Origin of the sequence: Vibrio agarivorans (assembly GCF_030409635.1) — a bacterium.
In the GTDB taxonomy this organism is placed as follows: Bacteria; Pseudomonadota; Gammaproteobacteria; order Enterobacterales; family Vibrionaceae; genus Vibrio; species Vibrio agarivorans.
Window position 1 is genome coordinate 144336 of sequence record NZ_JAUFQF010000004.1, and the last position, 21095, is coordinate 165430.

Genomic DNA, 21095 nt, shown 5'->3' on the forward strand with positions numbered 1-21095 from the left:
CGTCGTGTCCTCTTCAGAAAGGATCTGAAAGAGACGCAGGATGGTAAAAACTATAAGCCAGTTTAAGTTGTGATACTTTTTTGGTGTTACACGGTCTAGACATTAGCAACTAAATAGTTAAGCTAGAACTGGCAAGCAACTCAAAAAATAAATCAAATTGGGGTAATACAAAATGTACGAGAAGCAAGTAGAAATCACTGCGGAAAATGGTCTTCACACTCGTCCTGCTGCACAATTCGTTAAAGAAGCAAAATCTTTCGATGCAGACATCACTGTGACTTCTAACGGCAAAAGCGCTAGCGCGAAAAGCCTTTTCAAACTACAAACTCTTGGCCTAGTAAAAGGTACAGTAGTAACTATCTCTGCTGAAGGTCCACAAGCTACTGAAGCTGTTGACCACCTAGTTGCTCTAATGGACCAACTACACTAATCAAGATTCCAAATTCAAAGCCATTTTGTGAAAGCAAAATGGCTTTGTTGGAAATAGAGATAAAGTTACGCTAATACTAAATCTAGTATTGGCTCAAAACCTCCCATTTACTTCGACTATGTTTAAGGTAAGGCTATGATTTCAGGTATCCTAGCATCTCCTGGTATTGCTATCGGTAAAGCACTACTACTTCAAGAAGATGAAATCGTTCTAAACACAAATAAAATTTCTGATGACCAAGTAGAAGCAGAAGTACAACGCTTCTTCGATGCGCGTAACAAATCATCTGCGCAGCTAGAAGTTGTTAAACAGAAAGCGTTGGAAACGTTTGGTGAAGAAAAAGAAGCGATCTTCGAAGGTCACATCATGCTTCTTGAAGATGAAGAGCTAGAAGAAGAAATCCTAGCACTAATCAAAGGCGACAAGATGTCTGCTGATCACGCGATTCACAGCGTAATCGAAGAGCAAGCATCTGCACTTGAGTCTCTAGACGACGAATACTTAAAAGAGCGTGCAACTGATATCCGTGATATCGGTACACGTTTTGTTAAAAACGCACTAGGCATCAACATCGTATCTCTAAGCGACATCGATGAAGAAGTTATCCTAGTCGCTTACGACCTAACGCCATCTGAAACGGCACAAATTAACCTAGACTACGTTCTTGGTTTCGCATGTGACATCGGCGGTCGTACTTCACACACTTCAATCATGGCACGCTCTCTAGAGCTACCTGCTATCGTTGGTACTAACGACATCACTGCACAAGTTAAAAACGGCGACATGCTGATCCTTGATGCAATGAACAACAAAATCGTTATCAACCCATCAGACGCAGAGCTAGAAGAAGCGAAAGCAGTTAAAGCAGCATTCATCGCTGAAAAAGAAGAGCTTGCTAAGCTAAAAGACCTACCAGCAGAAACAACTGACGGTCACCGCGTTGAAGTGTGCGGAAACATTGGTACAGTTAAAGACTGTGACGGCATCCTACGTAACGGTGGCGAAGGCGTTGGTCTGTACCGTACAGAATTCCTATTCATGGACCGTGATGCACTTCCAACTGAAGAAGAGCAATACCAAGCTTACAAAGAAGTTGCAGAAGCAATGCACGGCGAAGCGGTAATTATCCGTACTATGGATATCGGTGGTGACAAAGACCTACCGTACATGGATCTGCCAAAAGAGATGAACCCATTCCTCGGCTGGCGTGCAGTACGTATCAGCTTAGATCGTCGCGAAATCCTTCGTGACCAGCTACGTGGTATCCTACGTGCTTCTGCACATGGTAAACTACGTATCATGTTCCCAATGATCATCTCTGTTGAAGAGATCCGTGAACTGAAGAAAGCAATTGAAGAGTACAAAGCAGAGCTACGCGCTGAAGGTCATGCTTTCGACGAGAGCATCGAAATCGGTGTGATGGTTGAAACTCCAGCGGCAGCAGCGATTGCACACCACCTTGCAAAAGAAGTGGCATTCTTCTCTATCGGTACTAACGACCTAACGCAATACACACTTGCAGTAGACCGTGGTAACGAAATGATTTCACACCTATACAACCCACTATCACCAGCGGTACTAACAGTGATCAAGCAAGTTATCGATGCTTCTCACGCTGAAGGTAAATGGACAGGTATGTGTGGTGAGCTAGCAGGTGACGAGCGAGCAACACTTCTTCTACTTGGTATGGGTCTAGATGAGTTCTCAATGAGCGGCATCTCTATCCCTAAAGTTAAGAAAGTAGTTCGCAACGCAAGCTTTGCGGAAGTGAAAGCAATGGCTGAAAAAGCGCTTACACTTCCAACAGCAGCAGAAATCGAAGCATGTGTTGAGCAATTCATTGCTGAAAAAACTAAATAGTTGAGCGTAGGCTGATTTATTTTATTAGACGGCAAAAAAAGTCGTCTAATTTCATAGATTGGTATACTATAAATCAACAGGATAAAACAAAAACCTTAGGAGCATGACACAATGGGTCTGTTTGACAAACTTAAAAAGCTAGTATCTGACGACAGCGCTGACGCTGGTGCAATCGAAATCATCGCACCACTTGCTGGCGAAATCGTAAACATCGAAGATGTGCCAGACGTTGTTTTCGCTGAGAAAATCGTTGGAGACGGTATTGCTATCAAACCAGCTGGCAACAAAATGGTTGCTCCAGTAAACGGTACAATCGGTAAGATCTTCGAAACTAACCACGCATTCTCTATCGAGTCTGACGATGGTATCGAGCTTTTCGTACACTTCGGTATCGATACAGTTGAACTTAAAGGCGAAGGCTTCACTCGCATCGCTGAAGAAGGTCAAACTGTTAAAGCTGGTGACACTATCATCGAATTCGATCTTGCTCTTCTAGAAGAAAAAGCAAAATCTACGCTAACACCTGTTGTTATCTCTAACATGGACGAAATCAAAGAGCTGAACAAGCTTTCTGGTTCTGTTGTTGTTGGTGAAACGCCAGTACTGCGCGTTACTAAGTAATTAATTACTTAAATCCAATTTTGAAAACGCAGCTTACAAGCTGCGTTTTTTTATGGCTGTTATTTGTGGCTATTACCTCTATGACCATTGCCTCTAACAGCAATATCGCACTAGCGCGTGTAGGTGTTTAGAATCATCGAAACGACGCTCTGTAAGTAGTCTCTCTGCTGCGACTCACTCTGCTCAATATCCACACCTAGCGTATGCCAATACACTGCTTGCCCATGCACCATCAACATGAATTGAAAAGCCGCATGCTGCATATTCTTTTCACGGCAAAACTCTCCCTTCTCCTGCAAAAACTCAAAGTACTCTTGCACCATCAAGGTGGTCGGCTCAGGGCCCGCTTTCAAATACGCCTGCCCTAGATCAGGGTGGCTCTCAACCTGGCTCACTGCCGTTCGATACGTATTCATTACAGCCGAGGTCATCATCATGTTTTGAAAGTGCGTTGCGAAGTCAAGAAGCGCGAGCTCAGGAGGACGCGGATCATCCTTTAAGTGAACATGTAGTCGATTTGATTCACACCGCGTTTTCACACAGGTCTCAAAAAGCTCATCTTTGGTTTTAAAATGTGCATAGACCGTTTGCTTAGAGACGTTTGCCGCCTTAGCAATCTGATCCATGCTTACGGCATAGCCAACCTCCGTAAACAACTTTCCGGCGGCCAGTACGATCTGCTCACGCTTTTTCGCGCTGCGTGGTGTTAAAACCATAAATACTCCTAGAACACCAAACTGGACTCAGTAGTCTAGTTTTAGAGATATTCATCAAATAATCATAATAACTGTATTGATTATTACGCCATGCTGCACTTAAATCAAACTAGACAGTCTAGTTTGATTTAATAAAACTCTAGGAATTCGACATGGATAGCAAAATGGGCTCCACTCTCTCTATTATTGGCCTCATCAGCAGCATGCTAGTTATCACTGCTTGCTCACAAGAGAGTGCGCCAATAAAAACTTCAGTCAACTTGCCCATCGCCGAGGTGATTGAGCCACAGCGTTCAGAGCAGTACCAAGTAGAACGGGAATATGTGGGGTTCGTGCGTGCCAAAGATCAGGCAAGACTCGGGTTTGAACTGAGTGGGCAAATTGAATCTATCTTTGTCGATGTAGGAGACACGGTTTCTGAGGGGCAGGCACTGATCACCCTCGACAAGCGACTCCTGATCACTCAAGCTCGTCAACTAGAGGCACAGCAAGCGGAAGTCACCGCGCAGCTCAAACTGATTGAAACCAACCTAAAGCGTCAACTATCGTTACAGAAAAAAGGCTTTAGCGCAGAAGCTGAAATCGATTCTTTAACTAGTCAGAAAAATGCACTACTGGCCAATAGACAACAACTCAAAGCCAGTTTAGAAGCGAATCGCTTACAGCAGGAAAAGTCGACCATTATTGCCCCATTCTCAGGTGTTATCAGTCAGAGACTCGTCTCTAAAGGTGATGTCGTCACAACTGGCACACCGACGTTAACCCTGCTAGCCAATAGTACCCATGAGGTTCATATTGGTGTCCCGACAAAGTATGTCGCTGATATACTCCAAAAACAACAGTGGCAAATTCGCATAGATGGTGATTATGTTGCTGCCAATCTCATCAACCCGGGCGCACAGGTCAACACGCAATCTAGAACGGTAGAACTGCGCTTCGCTTTACCACATTCAAGCAAGCCTTTTGATGGCCAACTCGGGTATTTACAATATCAAGACCACCGAAATCAACAAGGTTACTGGCTTCCTCTCTCCGCACTGACTGACGGTCTGCGTGGCACTTGGAATGTGTTTATTGTCGATAGTGAAGACAAAGTGCACCGTGCACATGTTGAGCTCATCTATGCCAATAATGATGCAGCTTTTGTCAAAGGAGAACTCAAATCAGGCGACCGCGTGGTAGCTTCGGGTCTGCACCGCATAATTCCCGGTCAAATTGTTCAAACTGAAATCATTACTAATCAAGCACATAATGCGCTTGCAACGACTAACCCGTAGGGAGAGCATGTAATGATGACACTCATACTTCGTAACACGCGCTTACTCGTTCTATTTACCGCTTTATTGCTCGTCTCCGGCCTCTCCGCGTTGCAGTCTCTACCGCGAGCTGAAGACCCTTTGATCACCAACCGTAATGCCGCAATTACCACCCACTATCCAGGGGCAACACCAGAGCGCGTTGAAGCACTCGTCACTGAGAAGATAGAAACCGAACTGCGCACGCTAGATGACATTCAGTTAATCACGTCAACGTCTCGAGCGGGGATCTCTGTGGTGAGTATCGAACTGCTCGATACCATCACTGATTCCGAACCCGTGTGGTCTCGTGTTCGCGATAAACTAAGCGATGTCAAACCTAAGCTGCCTCAAGGTAGCTCTGATCCTGTACTAGACAGTGATCACTCATATGCGTTTACTCTCATCACTGCGATCACATGGCAAGGAGAAGGAAAGCCGAATTTGTTGGTGATGAACCGTTATGCCAAAGAGCTCGCTCAGCAATTTCGAGCGATGAATGGCACCGAGTTCGTGGATGAATACGGTACGGTCAATGAAGAGATTTTGGTGTCCATTGACCGGGGTGCGGTTGCCTCTCTTGGAGCGAGTGCAGAAAGCTTGTCTCTGGCTATTGGTGGCGCTGATGCCAAAAATTCAGCGGGAGAGCTTGTCAACGGAGCGAATCGCTTTGCGCTTGAAATGAGTAAATCCCTCGATTCTCTAGAGCGAATTAAGCAAGTCCCTATCGCACTCGATGAGTATGGTTATGTGGTCCATTTAGAAGACGTCGCAAAAATTGAGCGCGCGTATAATACGCCACCAACGCAAATCGCGTTAGTCGATGGCAAACCCACCGTCATCGTTGCCGCGCGCATGCAACCAGATGTGCGGGTAGATAAATGGACCCCAAGGGCTCAAGCCCTTATCGAACGCTTCCAGTCGGATCTCCCTCGTCATCTAAACGTAGACGTGTTATTTGAGCAAGATGGCTATACCCAAACACGACTTTCTGAACTGATGACAAGCCTAATTATTGGTTTTTCACTCATCCTCGCCGTGCTGTTGATTACGCTCGGCCTGCGTTCGGCTTGGATTGTTGCTCTGTCACTGCCACTAACTGCTATGCTGACTCTCACCATGATGAAGGCAACAGGTATCCCCATCAACCAAATGTCAGTGACAGGCTTGATCGTGGCTCTTGGTATTATGGTGGACAATGCGATTGTGATGGTCGACACCATTCAAAGCTACCGCGCCAAAGGGCAGCAAAGAATCGCCGCGGCTTACGAAGCAATCAAGCATTTATGGATCCCACTGCTCGGCTCGACGCTAACCACCGTACTGTCATTTGCGCCTATTTTCCTGATGCCAGGGCCTGCTGGGGAGTTTGTTGGTGCGATTGCGATTACTGTGTCTTTTTCACTTATCGGCTCTTACTTTATTGCTCATACCCTAGTGGCTGGTTTTGCTGCGCGTTTTTTACCCAAAGTCAGTAACACGACTCGCTGGTACCATCATGGCATACAGATGCCAAAGTTGGCCCTCGCGTTTGAAAAAACGGTCCGCTTTGCCGTTCATAACTCGATCAAATCAGCTTTAGTGGTTTGCTCGATCCCAATCTTTGGGTTTTGGTCTGCTGGTCAACTCACCGAACAGTTCTTTCCACCCTCTGATCGTGACATGTTTGAGGTTCAGGTCTTTCTTCCCCCTCAAGCCAGTATCTATGCCACTGAATCAACCGTTGAAAAAGTAGAGCAAGCCATACGAGAAAACCAACATGTTGAATCGGTTAATTGGCTGGTTGGGACCAACTTTCCATCCTTCTACTACAACTTGCTTAGTAATCAGCGAGGCGCCCCCTACTTCGCTCAAGCGATGGTAAAAATGGAGCACTTTAGTCATGCGAACCACTATGTTCCCGAGTTGCAAAAAAAGTTAGACCGAGTCGTTCCTAACGCTCAAGTGTTAGTGCGCAAATTAGAGCAAGGCCCTCCATTTAACGCACCATTAGAAATCCGTATTTATGGCCATAGTCTTGATGGGTTGAAGCAAATTGGCGAAGAGATTCGTCTTATCATGGCGCAAACACAAGACGTCACTCACACTCGTAGTACGCTTCAACCCGGTGTACCTAAAATTTGGCTCGACGTAAATGAACAGTCAACGCTGCTCAGTGGTATGACACTCTCAAGGCTTGCGAATACACTAGAAACCACCCTAGTCGGTCAAGTTCAGGGAAGCATTATTGAAGGCACTGAATCGATTCCTGTTAGGGTAAAGGTCGCAGAAGAAGATCGTCAGCGTTTATCACAACTGGCACAATTGCCACTGGCGAGTAGTGATGGTCAAAGCACGCTGTTGATGCCACTCTCTGCACTAACCGAGTTTGAGATCACTCCAAGTCGCGGTGCGATTACACGGCGTAATGGTCAGCGCGTGAATACCATAGAAGGTTTTGTTGCTGCAGGGGTGTTACCACAAACGGCCCTTAATGAATTTAAAGCGAATGTTGCAAGCTATATTGAGCAACTACCTAGCGGCTATAGCGTTGAATTTGGGGGAGAATCTGCTGAGAGAGATGAGTCTGTCGCTAATTTAATGAGCAGCCTCTCACTGGTTATCACATTAATGATTCTAGTGATCGTCCTTTCCTTCAACTCATTCCGTTTGAGCGGAATTATATTTTTAGTCGCTGGACTTGCTGCCGGGCTTGGGCTGCTTTCGGTTTGGGTATTTTCCTACCCATTTGGCTTTACTGTGATTATTGGTTTATTGGGCGTCATTGGGCTCGCGATTAACGCGGCTATCGTGATCTTAGCTGAGCTAAAATCCGATCAAGAGGCTATGTTGGGGGACAAAGCGGCAATTACCGCCGGGGTAATGAGTTGCACGCGCCATATTACCTCAACGACCATCACCACGATTGGTGGCTTTCTTCCGCTGATCTTAGCTGGCGGAGGGTTCTGGCCCCCGTTTGCAGTGGCGATCGCTGGCGGTACCTTACTCACCACCCTAATCTCGTTCTATGTCGTACCCGCTCTATTTACACTGAGCCGTCACCGCTCTAGAAAAACTCAGAAAACATCAGATCAACAGACGGAGCAAGCATCACAAGCCTAAGGCATATTTCAACACTTGATGCTTTATCGGGCCGGAGTGCTCTGCGACTTTCAGCAGGGCGTTTCGAGCCAATTGCAGTGGCGCTAGAGTGTTACTAAAGCCTTTGTAAAACACATCCATGCCGGTTTGCATCAACAAGTTGTCAGGGTAACGGCGTAGCTGATATTGCTTCATAATATCAAGGGTCAACGGCTTATCCGCACTCACCTGCAACAAACACTGAGCGTCTTTAAAGCCTAGGTTCACTCCTTGGCCGGCTAATGGGTTAATGGTATGAGCAGCATCCCCCACCAGCACACAACGCTGACTGACATAGCTTTGTGCATGACGACGCGTGAGTGGAAACGCCCCTTTTTGCAGAACCTTAATCCCCCCTAGCTCCTCTGGGAAGTGGTTAACAACCTGCTCTTCCAACTGAGTGGCATTCATTGCCATCAGCTGCTTGATGCGCTTTGGAGAGTCGTACCAAACGAGCGAGCCTTGATTGCCACACAAAGGCAAAAATGAGCGCGGCCCTGACGGTAAGAACTGCTGCCAAGTGATATCTTGTTGAGGATGCTCTGTCTCAACGTTAATTAGCATACAATGTTGACGATAGTCCCATGCTGTAACGCCGATACCGGCATGTGTGCGTACCTGAGAATTTGCACCATCAGCGCCAACTACCCAGCTTGCGCTGATCTCGTTTCCTGACGCAAGGTGCAGTTGATTAGACTCGTGCTCAAACGTCATGCTCTCGAGCTTTTCAGGGCACAGCACCTCAAGGTTGCTGTACTGTGCGAGCTCATGCCATAAACCCAATTGAATCAGTCTGTTTTCAACGATATAACCAAGCTGCTTCAACTGCATATCATCGGCACTAAAGCGAGTTCGACACTCTGGATGCTCCCAAGTTTCTAACCGGCGATAGGGACATACACGCATGCTTGCAGTGTGTTGCCATCCGCCCAACTGCTGCAAAAGACGAACAGAGGCTTCTGATATTGCTGAAACGCGAATGTCCATCGGCTGCTGCGAATCATAGGCCTTAGGCTCGCAACCCTCAATCAACGCGACCTTACGCCCTTGCTTGGCAAATCCAACCGCCAGAGCAGCACCGACCATGCCACCGCCAACAATAGCAACATCATATTTGTTCATTTTTTGTTCTTCATCTTGCTGATTTATCGTCTATTTTTGATTGTACGTTTTCATTGCCAAAATGTAAGCACTATTGGCTCGGTTTGTGGCAAAGAGAGACCACAGAATCAAGACTAGCAAGGGGCCAATGAAAGCAGTACAATACGCCGCTTCCCACGCGACCGCCTTTAATTTCCAACGGTGCGTGAAGAGACACTGGGCGATTTGCTCCCTTATTTTAAACTAACGATCGAGCGAACAAAGATGAGTAAGAAACTGCTAATCAAAACCTGGGGCTGCCAGATGAACGAATACGATTCATCAAAAATGGCTGACCTTCTTAATGCCGCAAATGGCTTTGAACTAACAGAAGATCCAGAAGAGGCAGATGTACTTCTACTCAATACCTGTTCTATTCGTGAAAAAGCACAAGAAAAGGTATTTCACCAGCTTGGTCGTTGGAAAACACTTAAAGACAAAAAAGAAGGCGTTGTGATTGGCGTGGGTGGCTGTGTAGCGACTCAAGAAGGTGACCACATCCGTGAACGTGCTCCGTTTGTTGACGTGATTTTTGGCCCACAAACACTGCACCGCCTGCCAGAGATGATCAAACAGTCTCAAAATGATGATGCGCCAGTAATGGACATCTCATTCCCTGAAATCGAAAAATTCGACCGCCTGCCTGAGCCGCGTGCTGAAGGTGCGACTGCGTTCGTTTCTATCATGGAAGGCTGTTCAAAATACTGTACTTACTGTGTTGTACCATACACGCGCGGTGAGGAAGTGAGCCGTCCAATGGACGACGTACTGTTTGAGATTGCACAGCTTGCTGAGCAAGGTGTACGTGAAGTTAACCTACTAGGTCAAAACGTAAACGCATACCGTGGCCCAATGCACGACGGTGACATCTGTTCATTTGCCGAGCTGCTTCGCCTTGTTGCGTCGATTGATGGCATCGACCGTATCCGTTTCACCACTAGCCACCCGCTAGAGTTTGGTGATGACATCATCGCGGTATACGAAGATACGCCAGAGCTCGTGAGCTTCCTGCACTTACCAGTACAAAGTGGTAGTGACCGTATTCTTACGGCAATGAAGCGTCCACACACGGCGATCGAGTACAAGTCAATCATTCGTAAACTACGTAAAGCACGTCCTGATATCCACATCAGCTCTGACTTTATCGTTGGTTTCCCGGGCGAAACAGACAAAGACTTCCAAGACACAATGAAGCTAATCAAAGATGTTGATTTTGATATGAGCTTCAGCTTTATCTTCTCTCCACGTCCAGGTACGCCAGCAGCAGACTACCCATGTGATACGCCAGAGCAAGAGAAGAAAGAGCGTCTTTACGAGCTACAGCAAGTCGTTAATAGCCAAGCGATGCGTTACTCTCGCTTGATGCTAGACACAGAACAACGTGTGTTAGTTGAAGGGCCGTCGAAGAAGAACCTAATGGAGCTTCGCGCACGTACTGAAAACAATCGTGTAGTGAACTTTGAAGGCAGTGCTGACCTAATTGGTCAATTTGTCGACGTGAAGATTACTGACGTATTTGCCAACTCACTGCGCGGTGAAATTGTCCGTACAGAGAAAGAGATGGACCTTCGTAGCGTGATCTCGCCAACACAAATGATGGCGAAAACAAAGCGCGAAGATGAGCTAGGTGTTGCGACTTTTACACCTTAAGCGCACATTCTCCATATAAAGCTCTATCCGAGAGCTTGAAAATCCCCATCTAAGTGACCATCTTAGAAACAGGGATACAGCCAATAAAAGCCCGGTCTCAATCGGGCTTTTTGCTCTTTTACTGTTAGAGAGCAAGTGGCATAGAATGAGAGGCAAATTTGAGCAATAAAATCATTACACTAGAGATCGACCTAGAACCCTCAGACAACCGCCGTCTTGCGAGTCTTTGCGGTCCTTTTGATGACAATATTAAGCATCTTGAGCGCCGTCTTGGCGTTGAAATCAGCTACCGTGGTAACTTCTTTACCATCGTTGGGAAACCGCACACGTCAGCGGCAGCCCTTGAGATTCTTAAAACGCTCTACGTCAATACAGCGCCAGTTCGCGGTAATATTCCAGACATTGAGCCAGAGCAGATTCACCTTGCGATCAAAGAAACGGGAATTCTAGAGCAGAACACCGAAGCCAACATTGAGCATGGCAAAGAGGTCTTTATTAAGACCAAGAAGGGCGTCATCAAACCACGCACACCAAACCAAGCGCAATACCTAGTCAACATGGTTACGCACGACATTAGCTTTGGTATTGGTCCTGCTGGTACAGGTAAGACTTACCTAGCTGTTGCTGCTGCTGTTGATGCTTTAGAGCGCCAAGAAATCCGCCGTATTCTCTTGACTCGCCCTGCTGTAGAAGCCGGTGAAAAGCTCGGTTTCTTACCGGGTGATTTGAGTCAAAAAGTCGACCCATATTTGCGCCCTCTCTACGATGCCCTATTTGAAATGCTGGGCTTTGAGCGTGTTGAAAAGCTTATCGAGCGTAACGTGATTGAGGTTGCACCCCTTGCTTACATGCGTGGTCGCACCCTAAATGATGCGTTCATTATTCTTGATGAGAGTCAGAACACTACTGTTGAACAGATGAAGATGTTCTTGACCCGTATCGGTTTCAACTCTCGCGCTGTCATCACCGGTGATATCACCCAGATTGACTTACCGCGCGGTGCAAAATCAGGTTTACGCCACGCGATCGAAGTATTAAGCGAAGTCGATGAAATCAGTTTCAACTTCTTCCAATCCGATGACGTGGTTCGTCACCCGGTTGTTGCGCGCATTGTTAATGCCTATGAAAAATGGGAAGCGCAAGATCAAAAAGAGCGCAAAGAGTTTGAGAAGCGTCGTCGTGAAGAGCGCGAAGCCAAGCTGCTTGAAAGTGCAAAAGCGGAACTAAACTCCGCAGAAGAAGTCACAAAACAATAAGAGATACACAGCCCATGAGCATCGCATTGGATCTACAACTTGCCGTAGAAAACGAATCGACACTTCCAACGCAACTGCAATTTCAGCAGTGGCTTGAGGCAGCGATCACGCTGTTTCATCCGCAAGCCGAAGTAACGGTGCGTATTGTTGATGAGCAAGAGAGCCACCAGCTTAACCACGAGTATCGTGGAAAAGACAAACCGACGAATGTTCTGTCATTTCCGTTTGAAACCCCTCCTGGTATTGAGTTAGACCTATTAGGCGATTTGATCATCTGTCGTCAAGTGGTAGAGCGCGAAGCGCAAGAGCAAAATAAGCCCTTGCACGCTCACTGGGCTCATATGGTTGTACATGGTAGCTTGCATCTGCTAGGTTATGATCATATCGAGGATGATGAAGCTGAAGAGATGGAATCCCTCGAAACAGAAATCATGCAAAAGTTAGGGTTTGAAGACCCTTATATTGCTGAGAAAGAAGGCTAGTTTTCAAAGCCCTATATGTGTGCTATCACACTTTGATAGCGTTACTTAACTGAGAAACAATGAACGAAGAAAACCCTCCCTCTTCTAGCGAAAGTAGTAAGAAAGAAAAATCTGAAGGTCCGAGTCGAAAGACTTTATTTGAACGTATCGGGCAGCTTTTTCAAGGTGAGCCTAAAGACCGTCAAGAACTCGTAGATGTCATTCGTGACTCCGAGGAAAACGACCTTATTGACCATGACACCCGAGATATGCTCGAAGGTGTGATGGAAATATCAGAGCAACGTGTTCGTGACATCATGATTCCGCGCTCTCAAATCGTCACCATTGACCGCAATGAAGTCTTTGACGACATTGTGACTTTGATGACAGATGCACAGCACTCTCGCTACCCAGTGATCAGCGAAGACAAAGACCATGTTGAAGGTATTTTGCTAGCAAAAGATTTGCTGCGCTACCTAGGTTCAGACAGTGAACCATTCGACATTGAACAGGTCATTCGCCCTGCAGTAGTGGTGCCAGAGAGTAAACGAGTCGACAGACTCCTCAAAGAGTTCCGCGAAGAACGCTATCACATGGCGATCGTTGTGGATGAATTTGGTGGTGTGTCAGGTCTCGTAACGATCGAGGATATTCTCGAAGAGATCGTTGGTGAAATCGAAGACGAATTCGATGATGAAGATGAGTTGGACATTCGCAAGTTAAGTAAGCACACTTTTTCAATCAAAGCGCTTACTACCATTGAAGATTTCAACGAACAATTCGGTTCCCAATTCAGCACTGAAGAAGTGGATACCATAGGTGGTCTGGTGATGACAGCCTTTGGCCATCTTCCTTCACGTGGCGAAATGGTCGAAATCGAAGGCTACCTGTTTAAGATCATGGCTGCGGATAATCGCCGCATCATGCAGTTGCAGGTGACTATCCCTGAGATTCAAACCACACCGGTTGAAACTGAGGAGTAACGTTACGCCTAGCGTAATAAGCTGTACGATAAATTAACCTGTTAGACAGGCTGATTATCATGGGCAAGTCTATTTAAGGGCTTGCCCATATTTTATGGAACTTACTAAAGATAGATTTATGGCCGTGGCTTTAAATAATAAATTTGCCCTCAGTCTACTCGCTATTGCAGCAGGAGCGCTGTCTACCCTTGCCTTTGCCCCTTATGGTATCTGGCCACTTGCAATACTCAGTGTATTGATTTTCCTGTTGCTGATTGAGCAACGTTCAGCCAAACAAGCTGCGTGGCTCGGCTGGTTATGGGGGCTGGGGAGCTTTGCTACTGGTATCAGTTGGGTTCACGTCAGTATCGATACCTTTGGTGGCATGCCTAAAATCGCCAGCTTGTTCCTGATGTCTTTGCTGGTCAGCTACCTCGCGCTCTATCCCGCCTTGTTTGCCGGTATCACTAACCGTTTTTTTTCTAGGCAGAACCTCAGCCGCTATGCGCTAGCTGTACCTGTTTTATGGCTTATCGCCGATTGGCTACGTGGTTGGGTGATGACAGGGTTCCCATGGCTAGTCATGGGATACAGTCAAATTGACTCTCCTTTAGGTAATTTTGCCCCTCTAGGCGGCGTTGACTTGGTGACGTTCGCGGTTGTCATGATGGCATCCTTGTTTACTTGCATGATAGTCACTAAGCGTTGGACGCTCGCGATCGCACCAGCCGTTATTTTCGCGACAGGTTATGGTCTTAATTCGGCACATTGGGTGACACCAAATCCTGCATCAAAAACCAGCTTTGCACTTGTTCAAGGTAACATTGACCAAGCGTCAAAATGGCTGCCGAGTGAGCGCTGGCCAACCATCATCAAATATACCGATCTCACCAAGCAGCATCGTGAGGCCGACATCATCATTTGGCCAGAAGCCGCCATTCCAGCATTTGAGTATGAGATAGCCTCTTACCTTGCCAATCTTGATGCACTGGTCAAAGAGTACGACAGCGCGATGATCACGGGTGTCATCAACCGCAGTAATGAAGGTCAATATTACAATAGTGTATTAGCGATCGGACAAACTGACGGCAGTGACTACTCCTACGACCCTGAAGATCGTTACCACAAGCACCACCTTTTACCATTTGGTGAGTTCGTTCCATTTGAAGATATTCTGCGCCCACTTGCGCCGTTCTTTAATCTGCCGATGTCATCATTTAGCCGTGGGGCGTATATCCAGCCTAACGTCATTGCCAATGGCAAAGACTTCGCTGCCGCGCTTTGCTATGAAATCATATTTAATGAACAGATCCGCAAAAACGTCAACGATGACACCGATTTCATCCTGACCTTATCAAATGATGCGTGGTTCGGTGACTCTATTGGTCCGCAACAACACATGGAAATCGCTCGTATGCGCGCGTTAGAGCTGGGTAAGCCTGTGATCCGCTCTACCAATAATGGTGTCACGGCGATCACCGATTATCGAGGCAAGATCATTGCGCAAATACCGCAATTTGAAACCGCAGTGTTAACCGCAGAGGTGGCCTCCACCGATGGGCAAACACCTTATCATGGTGTTGGACGATGGCCGTTGTATATTTGGTCGGTGTTGAGTTTGATGTTCGTTACGGTTTGCAGATACAAAAGAAGGTAAAACTAGGTAGCTACTTAGAACCTATGGCGGCATATAATCAAAAGCTAGAAATGAATCGTATAGACTTGGTATTGGCGTTTCGTTGATAGCGGCTAAGTTGACTTGGCCGCTATCAGCACCTCGATATTATGGCTTCAACGGCTGACGGCTGAATGCCGTTTTACCGCAATTCGGACACGGGCTGATCACCGTAGGGTGATTGTACTGCACCTTATGGGCACAGTTTTCACACATAAGAACGCCGAGTCCAATCATATCTCCAGCCTGGTATAGCCCTTGATGCTCTAAATCAGCAAACAGCTCTACCCACTCCACCTTGGTTCGGTCAGTGATTTCCAGCAACCCTTGCCATATAGAATCTGCAATCATCAAAGAAAAAGGGCTGCCCTTACTTTCTTCATAATTATCAGCAAATTCCTTGAGATCTGATTTGACATAAGCCGAGATCAACGCGAGCTCATCTTTGGTCATATCATTCGCAGCATCAAGGTATTCTCCCGACCGCTCAAGCACATGATTTAACTCTTCGGGGCTATGTTTAATGGTCTCAATCGCATTCTCAACGATCTCTTCATAACCGGCTTTACGTTTTGGCATAGTAACCTCCCTCAACACAATGGTTGTTGTACCACTTACCTTTAGGTATTCTATGACGATCTATTAATGTCTGTTCTAACCGAACTCACAAATTCCAAGATAACCGGATATCATCGATGCAAGAACAATACAATCCTCAAGATATTGAACAAAAAGTTCAAAAGCACTGGGATGACAACAAGACCTTTGTTGTAAGTGAAGACCCAAATAAAGAAAAATTCTACTGTCTATCCATGTTCCCTTACCCAAGTGGTCGACTGCACATGGGTCACGTGCGTAACTACACTATCGGTGATGTTGTTTCTCGTTTCCAACGCCTGCAAGGTAAAAACGTAATGCAACCAATCGGTTGGGATGCGTTTGGTCTACCTGCAGAAAACGCTGCTGTTAAGAACAACACGGCACCTGCACCATGGACTTACGAAAACATTGAGTACATGAAAAACCAGCTTAAACTTCTGGGCTTTGGTTACGACTGGAACCGTGAGTTTGCTACTTGTACACCTGAATACTACCGCTGGGAGCAAGAGTTCTTCACTAAGCTTTACAACAAAGGCCTAGTTTACAAGAAGACCTCATCGGTTAACTGGTGTCCAAATGACCAAACCGTTCTTGCGAATGAGCAGGTAGAAGACGGCTGCTGCTGGCGTTGTGATACACCAGTAGAACAAAAAGAGATTCCACAGTGGTTCATTAAGATCACTGAATACGCTCAAGAACTACTAGATGATCTAGACAACCTAGACGGTTGGCCTGAAATGGTTAAGACCATGCAGCGCAACTGGATTGGGCGCTCTGAGGGTGTAGAGCTTAAGTTCGAAGTTAAGGGTCAACAAGACCTAGAAGTTTACACAACGCGTCCAGACACTCTAATGGGTGTGACTTACGTAGGTATCGCAGCAGGTCACCCTCTAGCAGCAGTCGCAGCAGAGAACAACCCAGAGCTTGCTGAGTTCATCGAAGAGTGTAAGAACAACAAGGTTGCAGAAGCGGAACTTGCGACAATGGAGAAAAAAGGTATGGCGACTGGCCTTACTGCTATTCATCCATTGAACGGTCGTGAAGTTCCTATTTACGTGGCTAACTTTGTACTGATGGACTACGGTACAGGTGCTGTAATGGCAGTACCGGCACACGACCAACGTGACTACGAGTTCGCAACTAAGTATGGTCTAGACATCATTCCTGTGATCAAGCCTGCTGATGACACCGAGCTAAACATCTCTGAAGAAGCTTATACTGAGAAAGGCGTACTGTTCGACTCTGGCGAGTTCGATGGCCTAGAATTCCAAGCAGCATTTGATGCAATCGCAGCCAAGCTAGAAGCTGAAGGCAAAGGTACTAAGACAGTAAACTTCCGTCTACGTGACTGGGGTGTATCTCGTCAACGTTACTGGGGCGCTCCAATCCCAATGGTAACCACTGAAGACGGTGAAGTTCACCCAGTACCTGCTGACCAACTACCAGTGATTCTTCCTGAAGATGTGGTAATGGACGGCGTAACCAGCCCAATCAAAGCTGACAAAGAGTGGGCGAAGACGACATTCAACGGCGAACCAGCGCTACGTGAAACTGACACGTTCGATACGTTCATGGAGTCTTCTTGGTACTACGCACGTTACTGTTCGCCACAAGCTGACGATATTCTAGACCCAGAAAAAGCAAACTACTGGCTACCAGTAGACCAGTACATCGGTGGTATCGAGCACGCTTGTATGCACCTTCTGTACTCTCGCTTCTTCCACAAATTGCTACGTGACGCAGGTTACGTAACCTCTGACGAGCCGTTCAAGCAGCTACTATGTCAAGGCATGGTACTTGCGGATGCGTTCTACTTCGAGAACGACAAAGGCGGTAAAGAGTGGGTTGCACCAACAGACGTTGCAGTAGAGCGCGATGGCAAAGGCCGCATCACTTCTGCTAAAGACAACGAAGGCCGTGATGTATCTCACTCAGGCATGATCAAGATGTCTAAGTCGAAGAACAACGGTATCGACCCACAAGAGATGGTCGACAAGTACGGCGCTGACACAGTTCGTCTATTCATGATGTTTGCATCACCTGCTGACATGACACTTGAGTGGCAAGAGTCTGGCGTTGAAGGTGCTAACCGCTTCCTAAAACGTGTTTGGAAACTCGTCAACGAGCACGCAGCTAAAGGTGCGGCAGAAGCAGTGGATACCTCTGCACTTTCTGGCGACCAGAAAGCCCTTCGTCGTGACGTTCACAAGACAATTGCGAAAGTGACTGACGATATCGATCGTCGTCAAACGTTCAACACGGCTATCGCAGCAATCATGGAACTGATGAACAAGCTAGCGAAAGCGCCTCAAGAGTCAGCGCAAGACCGCGCTATCCTTGATGAAGCACTAAAAGCCGTTGTGGTAATGCTATACCCTATCACTCCGCACATCTCATTTGAGATGGGTGCTGCGCTAGGCGTTGCAGACGTGGACAATGCCGAGTGGCCTACTCACGATGAAAAAGCGCTCGTTGAAGACGAAAAGCTAATCATCGTTCAGGTTAACGGCAAACTACGTGCGAAACTGACAGTACCAGCAGACATTTCTAAAGAAGAGATCGAAGAGCTAGGTCTTAACGATGAGAACGTTACTAAGTTCACAGAAGACAAAACCGTTCGTAAAGTTATCTACGTACCAGGTAAACTTCTTAACATCGTAGCGAACTAATAGTTTTTACGAACTCATATATCTTAGCGAACTCATTGACGCTAAAGTAACTCTAATCAGGGTGATTTATCACCCTGATTATTTACTAAATGGGATTAGCGCACTTAGTCCCATTCAGTAAATGACTTAACAAGGCAGTAGAGCGACATTCATGCACACTAAAACCCATTCTTCTCTACGAGTCATGCTCGTGGTTTTTCTTGCTTCTTTAATCAGTGCTTGTGGCTTCCAGTTACGTGGTGAATACAGCGTACCGGAAGAACTACATCAGATGTCATTGACCAGTTACGACAGATACAGCACACTCACTCGCCTTATTGAGACAGAGTTAACCCGCAATAACATCGACCTGGTTTACCCACGTGCCGATGTTCCCAACTTGCACATCACAAGTGAATCCATTGACGAGCGCACCCTATCGCTATACCAAAACGCACGTGCCGCAGAGAAAGAGCTGACATATGATGCAAACTACCGCGTGACAGTGCCTGAAATCGGCTCACACAGCTTTACTGCAACCATTACTCGTAGTTACCTTGATAACCCGCTAACTGCACTAGCAAAGTCGGTAGAGCGTGAAATGATCGAAGATGAGATGCGCAAGCTAGCCGCTACGCAAATCATTCGTCAGATGGGACGAGTTCGTGCTGACCTCGAAGCATTTGAAGCCATCGAGTGGGAAGAGAACCGCGAAGAATACAAAGTGAAGATTGAGCCAGCGAAATAATGCGCATCTTTGCAGACCGACTAGCAGAGCAACTGAGCAAAAACCTGAGCTCGGTTTACCTCATCTTTGGCAACGAGCCGTTGTTGCTACACGAATCTCGCCTTGCGATTGCTGAACAGGCTAAAAAGCAGGGCTTTGAGGAGCGCCATCGCTTTTCTATTGATAATCAAACCGACTGGAACGCCATTTTTGATTGCTTTCAGGCTATGAGCCTTTTCTCTAGCCAGCAAATTGTTGAACTGGAAGTCGGTGAAAATGGCGTGAACGCGGCTCAAGGTAAAGAGTTGCTTGAACTCTCTGCGCACCTCAACCCCGACACAATTCTGGTAGTTGTTGGCGGCAAACTGACAAAAGCACAAGAAAACAGCAAATGGTTTAAAGCTCTCTCGTCGCTAGGTACTTGGGTCAACTGCTTAACCCCTGATATCAGTCGTTTACCGCAATTTGTACGCCAACGCTGCCAAAAACTCGGCCTAAAGCCAGACGAAGAGTCTTTGCAAATGCTGGCTCAATGGCATGAAGGTAACTTACTAGCTTTAACACAGAGTTTAGAAAAACTGGCGTTGCAATACCCCGATGGGCAATTGAGCTTAGTACGTATTGAGCAATCTCTCAGCCGCCATAACCACTTTACGGTGTTTCATTGGATTGACGCGCTACTCGCTGGCAAAGCCAATCGCGCCCAGCGTATATTGCGCCAACTTGAAGCGGAAGGTGTTGAAGGGGTGATCATTGCCCGCTCATTGCAAAAAGAACTCAAGCTACTGATTCAATTGCACGGTGAAATGCAGCAGGCTTCAATGGCGCAAGCCTTCGAGAAACACCGAATTTGGCAATCAAAACGCCCACTCTACTCTGCCGCACTGCAACGACTCGACAATCAAGCGCTACACTATTGTTGGTCACTGCTAGCTGATACCGAAGTCATGCTGAAAACTCAGTACGAGCAACCTGTGTGGCCAATGATCCAGCAATTAGGGCTGACTTTGTGCGCACCGCAGGCCACATTCCCTGTAGCCGCGCGCCGCACACAATAAAAGCGTGTTATACTCCGCGCCTATTTTTAAACAGTACATTGAGGATACCACCTTGCTACGTGAAGAATTGCGAGATTTTCTCGCTGACAAAGCCGATGATATGAAAGCAGAAGACATCACTCTGTTGGACGTGACAGGTAAATCCAGTGTGACCGATTTCATGGTGATCTGTACTGGCACATCAAAACGCCACGTATCATCTATCGCTGAACATGTCGCAAGCGAAATCAAGAAAGTTGGTATGGAGCCTCTAGGCATTGATGGACAAGCTGAGGGTGAGTGGGTTGTCCTTGATATGGGCGATGCTATGTTGCACGTCATGCAGGAAGAACACCGCGAACTGTATCAACTTGAAAAGCTTTGGAACTAACCCATGAAGCTACAACTCGTTGCCGTTGGCACAAAAATGCCCAAGTGGGTTGAAGAGGGCTTTCAAGAGTATAAGCGCCGCTTTCCTCACGATATGCCACTTGAACTTGTCGAAGTGCCAGCCGGAAAACGCGGAAAAAACGCCGACATTGCAAGAATTCTGCAAAAAGAAGGCGAAGCGATGCTGGCAGCCGTGCCAAAAGGCAGCCGTATCGTTACTCTAGATATTCCCGGTAAGCGTTGGGATACAGGGCAGTTAGCTGAGCAATTAGACGCTTGGAAATTAGATGGACGCGATGTGTCTATACTGATCGGCGGGCCAGAAGGCCTAGCCCCTGCATGTAAAGCCGCCGCTGACCAAAGCTGGTCACTTTCAGCACTGACTTTGCCACACCCTATGGTGCGCGTAATTATGGCAGAGGCGCTATATCGTGCATGGAGTGTCACGGCCAACCACCCTTACCACCGCGAATAATCCATTACGTGGGTTTAGTATTTGAGATGTGT

Annotated in this window: 18 protein-coding genes; 15 read left to right on the plus strand and 3 right to left on the minus strand. The window is 46.8% G+C overall.

Annotation, left to right across the window (positions count from 1 at the left end; translation table 11 throughout):
- Nucleotides 1–172: 172 nt before the first annotated feature.
- The 3 genes from QWZ05_RS09055 to crr all read left to right on the plus strand — a co-directional run bounded on the left by QWZ05_RS09055 (nt 173) and on the right by crr (nt 2911).
- Nucleotides 173–430 carry an HPr family phosphocarrier protein gene (locus QWZ05_RS09055; RefSeq protein WP_164647625.1) on the plus strand — a complete coding sequence of 86 codons (258 nt, stop codon included), beginning with the start codon at nt 173–175 and terminating at the stop codon, nt 428–430.
- A gap of 135 nt (nt 431–565) precedes the next feature.
- The gene (gene ptsI / locus QWZ05_RS09060) at nt 566–2290 is read left to right on the plus strand and encodes a phosphoenolpyruvate-protein phosphotransferase PtsI (protein WP_264875002.1); all 1725 of its coding nucleotides are present in this window, start codon (nt 566–568) and stop codon (nt 2288–2290) included.
- Between the two features lie 111 nt (nt 2291–2401).
- Nucleotides 2402–2911: a PTS glucose transporter subunit IIA gene (crr, locus tag QWZ05_RS09065; protein WP_164647623.1), complete on the plus strand. Its 510-nt coding sequence runs from the start codon at nt 2402–2404 to the stop codon at nt 2909–2911.
- 110 nt (nt 2912–3021) lie between these two features.
- Here the strand turns inward: crr and QWZ05_RS09070 are convergent, their stop codons facing one another.
- The gene (locus QWZ05_RS09070; RefSeq protein ID WP_290298055.1) at nt 3022–3627 is read right to left on the minus strand and encodes a TetR/AcrR family transcriptional regulator; all 606 of its coding nucleotides are present in this window, start codon (nt 3625–3627) and stop codon (nt 3022–3024) included.
- A 152-nt stretch (nt 3628–3779) separates the two neighbouring features.
- Here QWZ05_RS09070 and QWZ05_RS09075 point away from each other — a divergent pair, with 152 nt between their 5' ends.
- On the plus strand, nt 3780–4904 hold the full coding sequence (locus tag QWZ05_RS09075; RefSeq protein WP_290298058.1) for an efflux RND transporter periplasmic adaptor subunit: 1125 nt from the start codon (nt 3780–3782) through the stop codon (nt 4902–4904).
- 15 nt (nt 4905–4919) lie between these two features.
- On the plus strand, nt 4920–8024 hold the full coding sequence (locus QWZ05_RS09080; protein WP_290300772.1) for an efflux RND transporter permease subunit: 3105 nt from the start codon (nt 4920–4922) through the stop codon (nt 8022–8024).
- On the opposite strand, the gene QWZ05_RS09085 is transcribed toward QWZ05_RS09080, so the two are convergent.
- Complete coding sequence (locus QWZ05_RS09085; RefSeq protein WP_290298059.1) at nt 8013–9164, minus strand: 2-octaprenyl-3-methyl-6-methoxy-1,4-benzoquinol hydroxylase; 1152 nt, start codon at nt 9162–9164, stop codon at nt 8013–8015. The two genes, QWZ05_RS09080 and QWZ05_RS09085, sit on opposite strands and share 12 nt — an antisense overlap.
- A 243-nt stretch (nt 9165–9407) precedes the next feature.
- Here QWZ05_RS09085 and miaB point away from each other — a divergent pair, with 243 nt between their 5' ends.
- From miaB to lnt, 5 genes are all read left to right on the plus strand, one after another.
- Nucleotides 9408–10832: a tRNA (N6-isopentenyl adenosine(37)-C2)-methylthiotransferase MiaB gene (gene miaB / locus QWZ05_RS09090; RefSeq protein ID WP_264874997.1), complete on the plus strand. Its 1425-nt coding sequence runs from the start codon at nt 9408–9410 to the stop codon at nt 10830–10832.
- A gap of 158 nt (nt 10833–10990) precedes the next feature.
- Nucleotides 10991–12088, plus strand: coding sequence for a PhoH family protein (locus QWZ05_RS09095; protein WP_264874995.1), 1098 nt, complete (start codon nt 10991–10993; stop codon nt 12086–12088).
- Between the two features lie 14 nt (nt 12089–12102).
- Nucleotides 12103–12570, plus strand: coding sequence for an rRNA maturation RNase YbeY (ybeY, locus tag QWZ05_RS09100; protein WP_290298062.1), 468 nt, complete (start codon nt 12103–12105; stop codon nt 12568–12570).
- A gap of 59 nt (nt 12571–12629) precedes the next feature.
- Nucleotides 12630–13532: a CNNM family magnesium/cobalt transport protein CorC gene (corC, locus tag QWZ05_RS09105; RefSeq protein ID WP_290298064.1), complete on the plus strand. Its 903-nt coding sequence runs from the start codon at nt 12630–12632 to the stop codon at nt 13530–13532.
- Between the two features lie 118 nt (nt 13533–13650).
- Entirely contained in the window at nt 13651–15168 is a 1518-nt protein-coding gene (gene lnt, locus QWZ05_RS09110) for an apolipoprotein N-acyltransferase (RefSeq protein WP_264874992.1), read from the plus strand.
- Between the two features lie 126 nt (nt 15169–15294).
- Here the strand turns inward: lnt and QWZ05_RS09115 are convergent, their stop codons facing one another.
- Entirely contained in the window at nt 15295–15765 is a 471-nt protein-coding gene (locus QWZ05_RS09115) for a zinc ribbon-containing protein (protein ID WP_290298066.1), read from the minus strand.
- 116 nt (nt 15766–15881) lie between these two features.
- Here QWZ05_RS09115 and leuS point away from each other — a divergent pair, with 116 nt between their 5' ends.
- From leuS to rlmH, 5 genes are all read left to right on the plus strand, one after another.
- Nucleotides 15882–18455 (plus strand): leucine--tRNA ligase, encoded by a 2574-nt coding sequence (gene leuS, locus QWZ05_RS09120; protein WP_290298067.1) that lies wholly within the window; start codon nt 15882–15884, stop codon nt 18453–18455.
- A 151-nt stretch (nt 18456–18606) separates the two neighbouring features.
- Nucleotides 18607–19182, plus strand: coding sequence for an LPS-assembly lipoprotein LptE (locus tag QWZ05_RS09125; protein WP_264874989.1), 576 nt, complete (start codon nt 18607–18609; stop codon nt 19180–19182).
- The gene (holA, locus tag QWZ05_RS09130; protein ID WP_264874988.1) at nt 19182–20219 is read left to right on the plus strand and encodes a DNA polymerase III subunit delta; all 1038 of its coding nucleotides are present in this window, start codon (nt 19182–19184) and stop codon (nt 20217–20219) included. The genes QWZ05_RS09125 and holA overlap by 1 nt, the downstream gene beginning before the upstream one ends.
- A 52-nt stretch (nt 20220–20271) precedes the next feature.
- Nucleotides 20272–20589: a ribosome silencing factor gene (gene rsfS, locus QWZ05_RS09135; protein WP_264874987.1), complete on the plus strand. Its 318-nt coding sequence runs from the start codon at nt 20272–20274 to the stop codon at nt 20587–20589.
- A 3-nt stretch (nt 20590–20592) separates the two neighbouring features.
- Nucleotides 20593–21063, plus strand: a complete 471-nt coding sequence (rlmH, locus tag QWZ05_RS09140; RefSeq protein WP_264874986.1) for a 23S rRNA (pseudouridine(1915)-N(3))-methyltransferase RlmH — start codon at nt 20593–20595, stop codon at nt 21061–21063.
- The last annotated feature ends 32 nt before the right edge of the window (nt 21064–21095 follow it).

Bases quoted from the DNA above. Each gene is read 5' to 3' on its own strand.
- QWZ05_RS09085 (WP_290298059.1), bottom strand. From the start codon at position 9,164: ATGAACAAATATGATGTTGCTATTGTTGGCGGTGGCATGGTCGGTGCT.
- corC (WP_290298064.1), top strand. From the start codon at position 12,630: ATGAACGAAGAAAACCCTCCCTCTTCTAGCGAAAGTAGTAAGAAAGAA.
- rlmH (WP_264874986.1), top strand. From the start codon at position 20,593: ATGAAGCTACAACTCGTTGCCGTTGGCACAAAAATGCCCAAGTGGGTT.
- QWZ05_RS09115 (WP_290298066.1), bottom strand. From the start codon at position 15,765: ATGCCAAAACGTAAAGCCGGTTATGAAGAGATCGTTGAGAATGCGATT.
- lnt (WP_264874992.1), top strand. From the start codon at position 13,651: ATGGCCGTGGCTTTAAATAATAAATTTGCCCTCAGTCTACTCGCTATT.
- crr (WP_164647623.1), top strand. From the start codon at position 2,402: ATGGGTCTGTTTGACAAACTTAAAAAGCTAGTATCTGACGACAGCGCT.
- miaB (WP_264874997.1), top strand. From the start codon at position 9,408: ATGAGTAAGAAACTGCTAATCAAAACCTGGGGCTGCCAGATGAACGAA.
- QWZ05_RS09075 (WP_290298058.1), top strand. From the start codon at position 3,780: ATGGATAGCAAAATGGGCTCCACTCTCTCTATTATTGGCCTCATCAGC.
- holA (WP_264874988.1), top strand. From the start codon at position 19,182: ATGCGCATCTTTGCAGACCGACTAGCAGAGCAACTGAGCAAAAACCTG.
- ptsI (WP_264875002.1), top strand. From the start codon at position 566: ATGATTTCAGGTATCCTAGCATCTCCTGGTATTGCTATCGGTAAAGCA.
- QWZ05_RS09055 (WP_164647625.1), top strand. From the start codon at position 173: ATGTACGAGAAGCAAGTAGAAATCACTGCGGAAAATGGTCTTCACACT.
- QWZ05_RS09080 (WP_290300772.1), top strand. From the start codon at position 4,920: ATGACACTCATACTTCGTAACACGCGCTTACTCGTTCTATTTACCGCT.
- QWZ05_RS09070 (WP_290298055.1), bottom strand. From the start codon at position 3,627: ATGGTTTTAACACCACGCAGCGCGAAAAAGCGTGAGCAGATCGTACTG.
- leuS (WP_290298067.1), top strand. From the start codon at position 15,882: ATGCAAGAACAATACAATCCTCAAGATATTGAACAAAAAGTTCAAAAG.
- QWZ05_RS09125 (WP_264874989.1), top strand. From the start codon at position 18,607: ATGCACACTAAAACCCATTCTTCTCTACGAGTCATGCTCGTGGTTTTT.
- ybeY (WP_290298062.1), top strand. From the start codon at position 12,103: ATGAGCATCGCATTGGATCTACAACTTGCCGTAGAAAACGAATCGACA.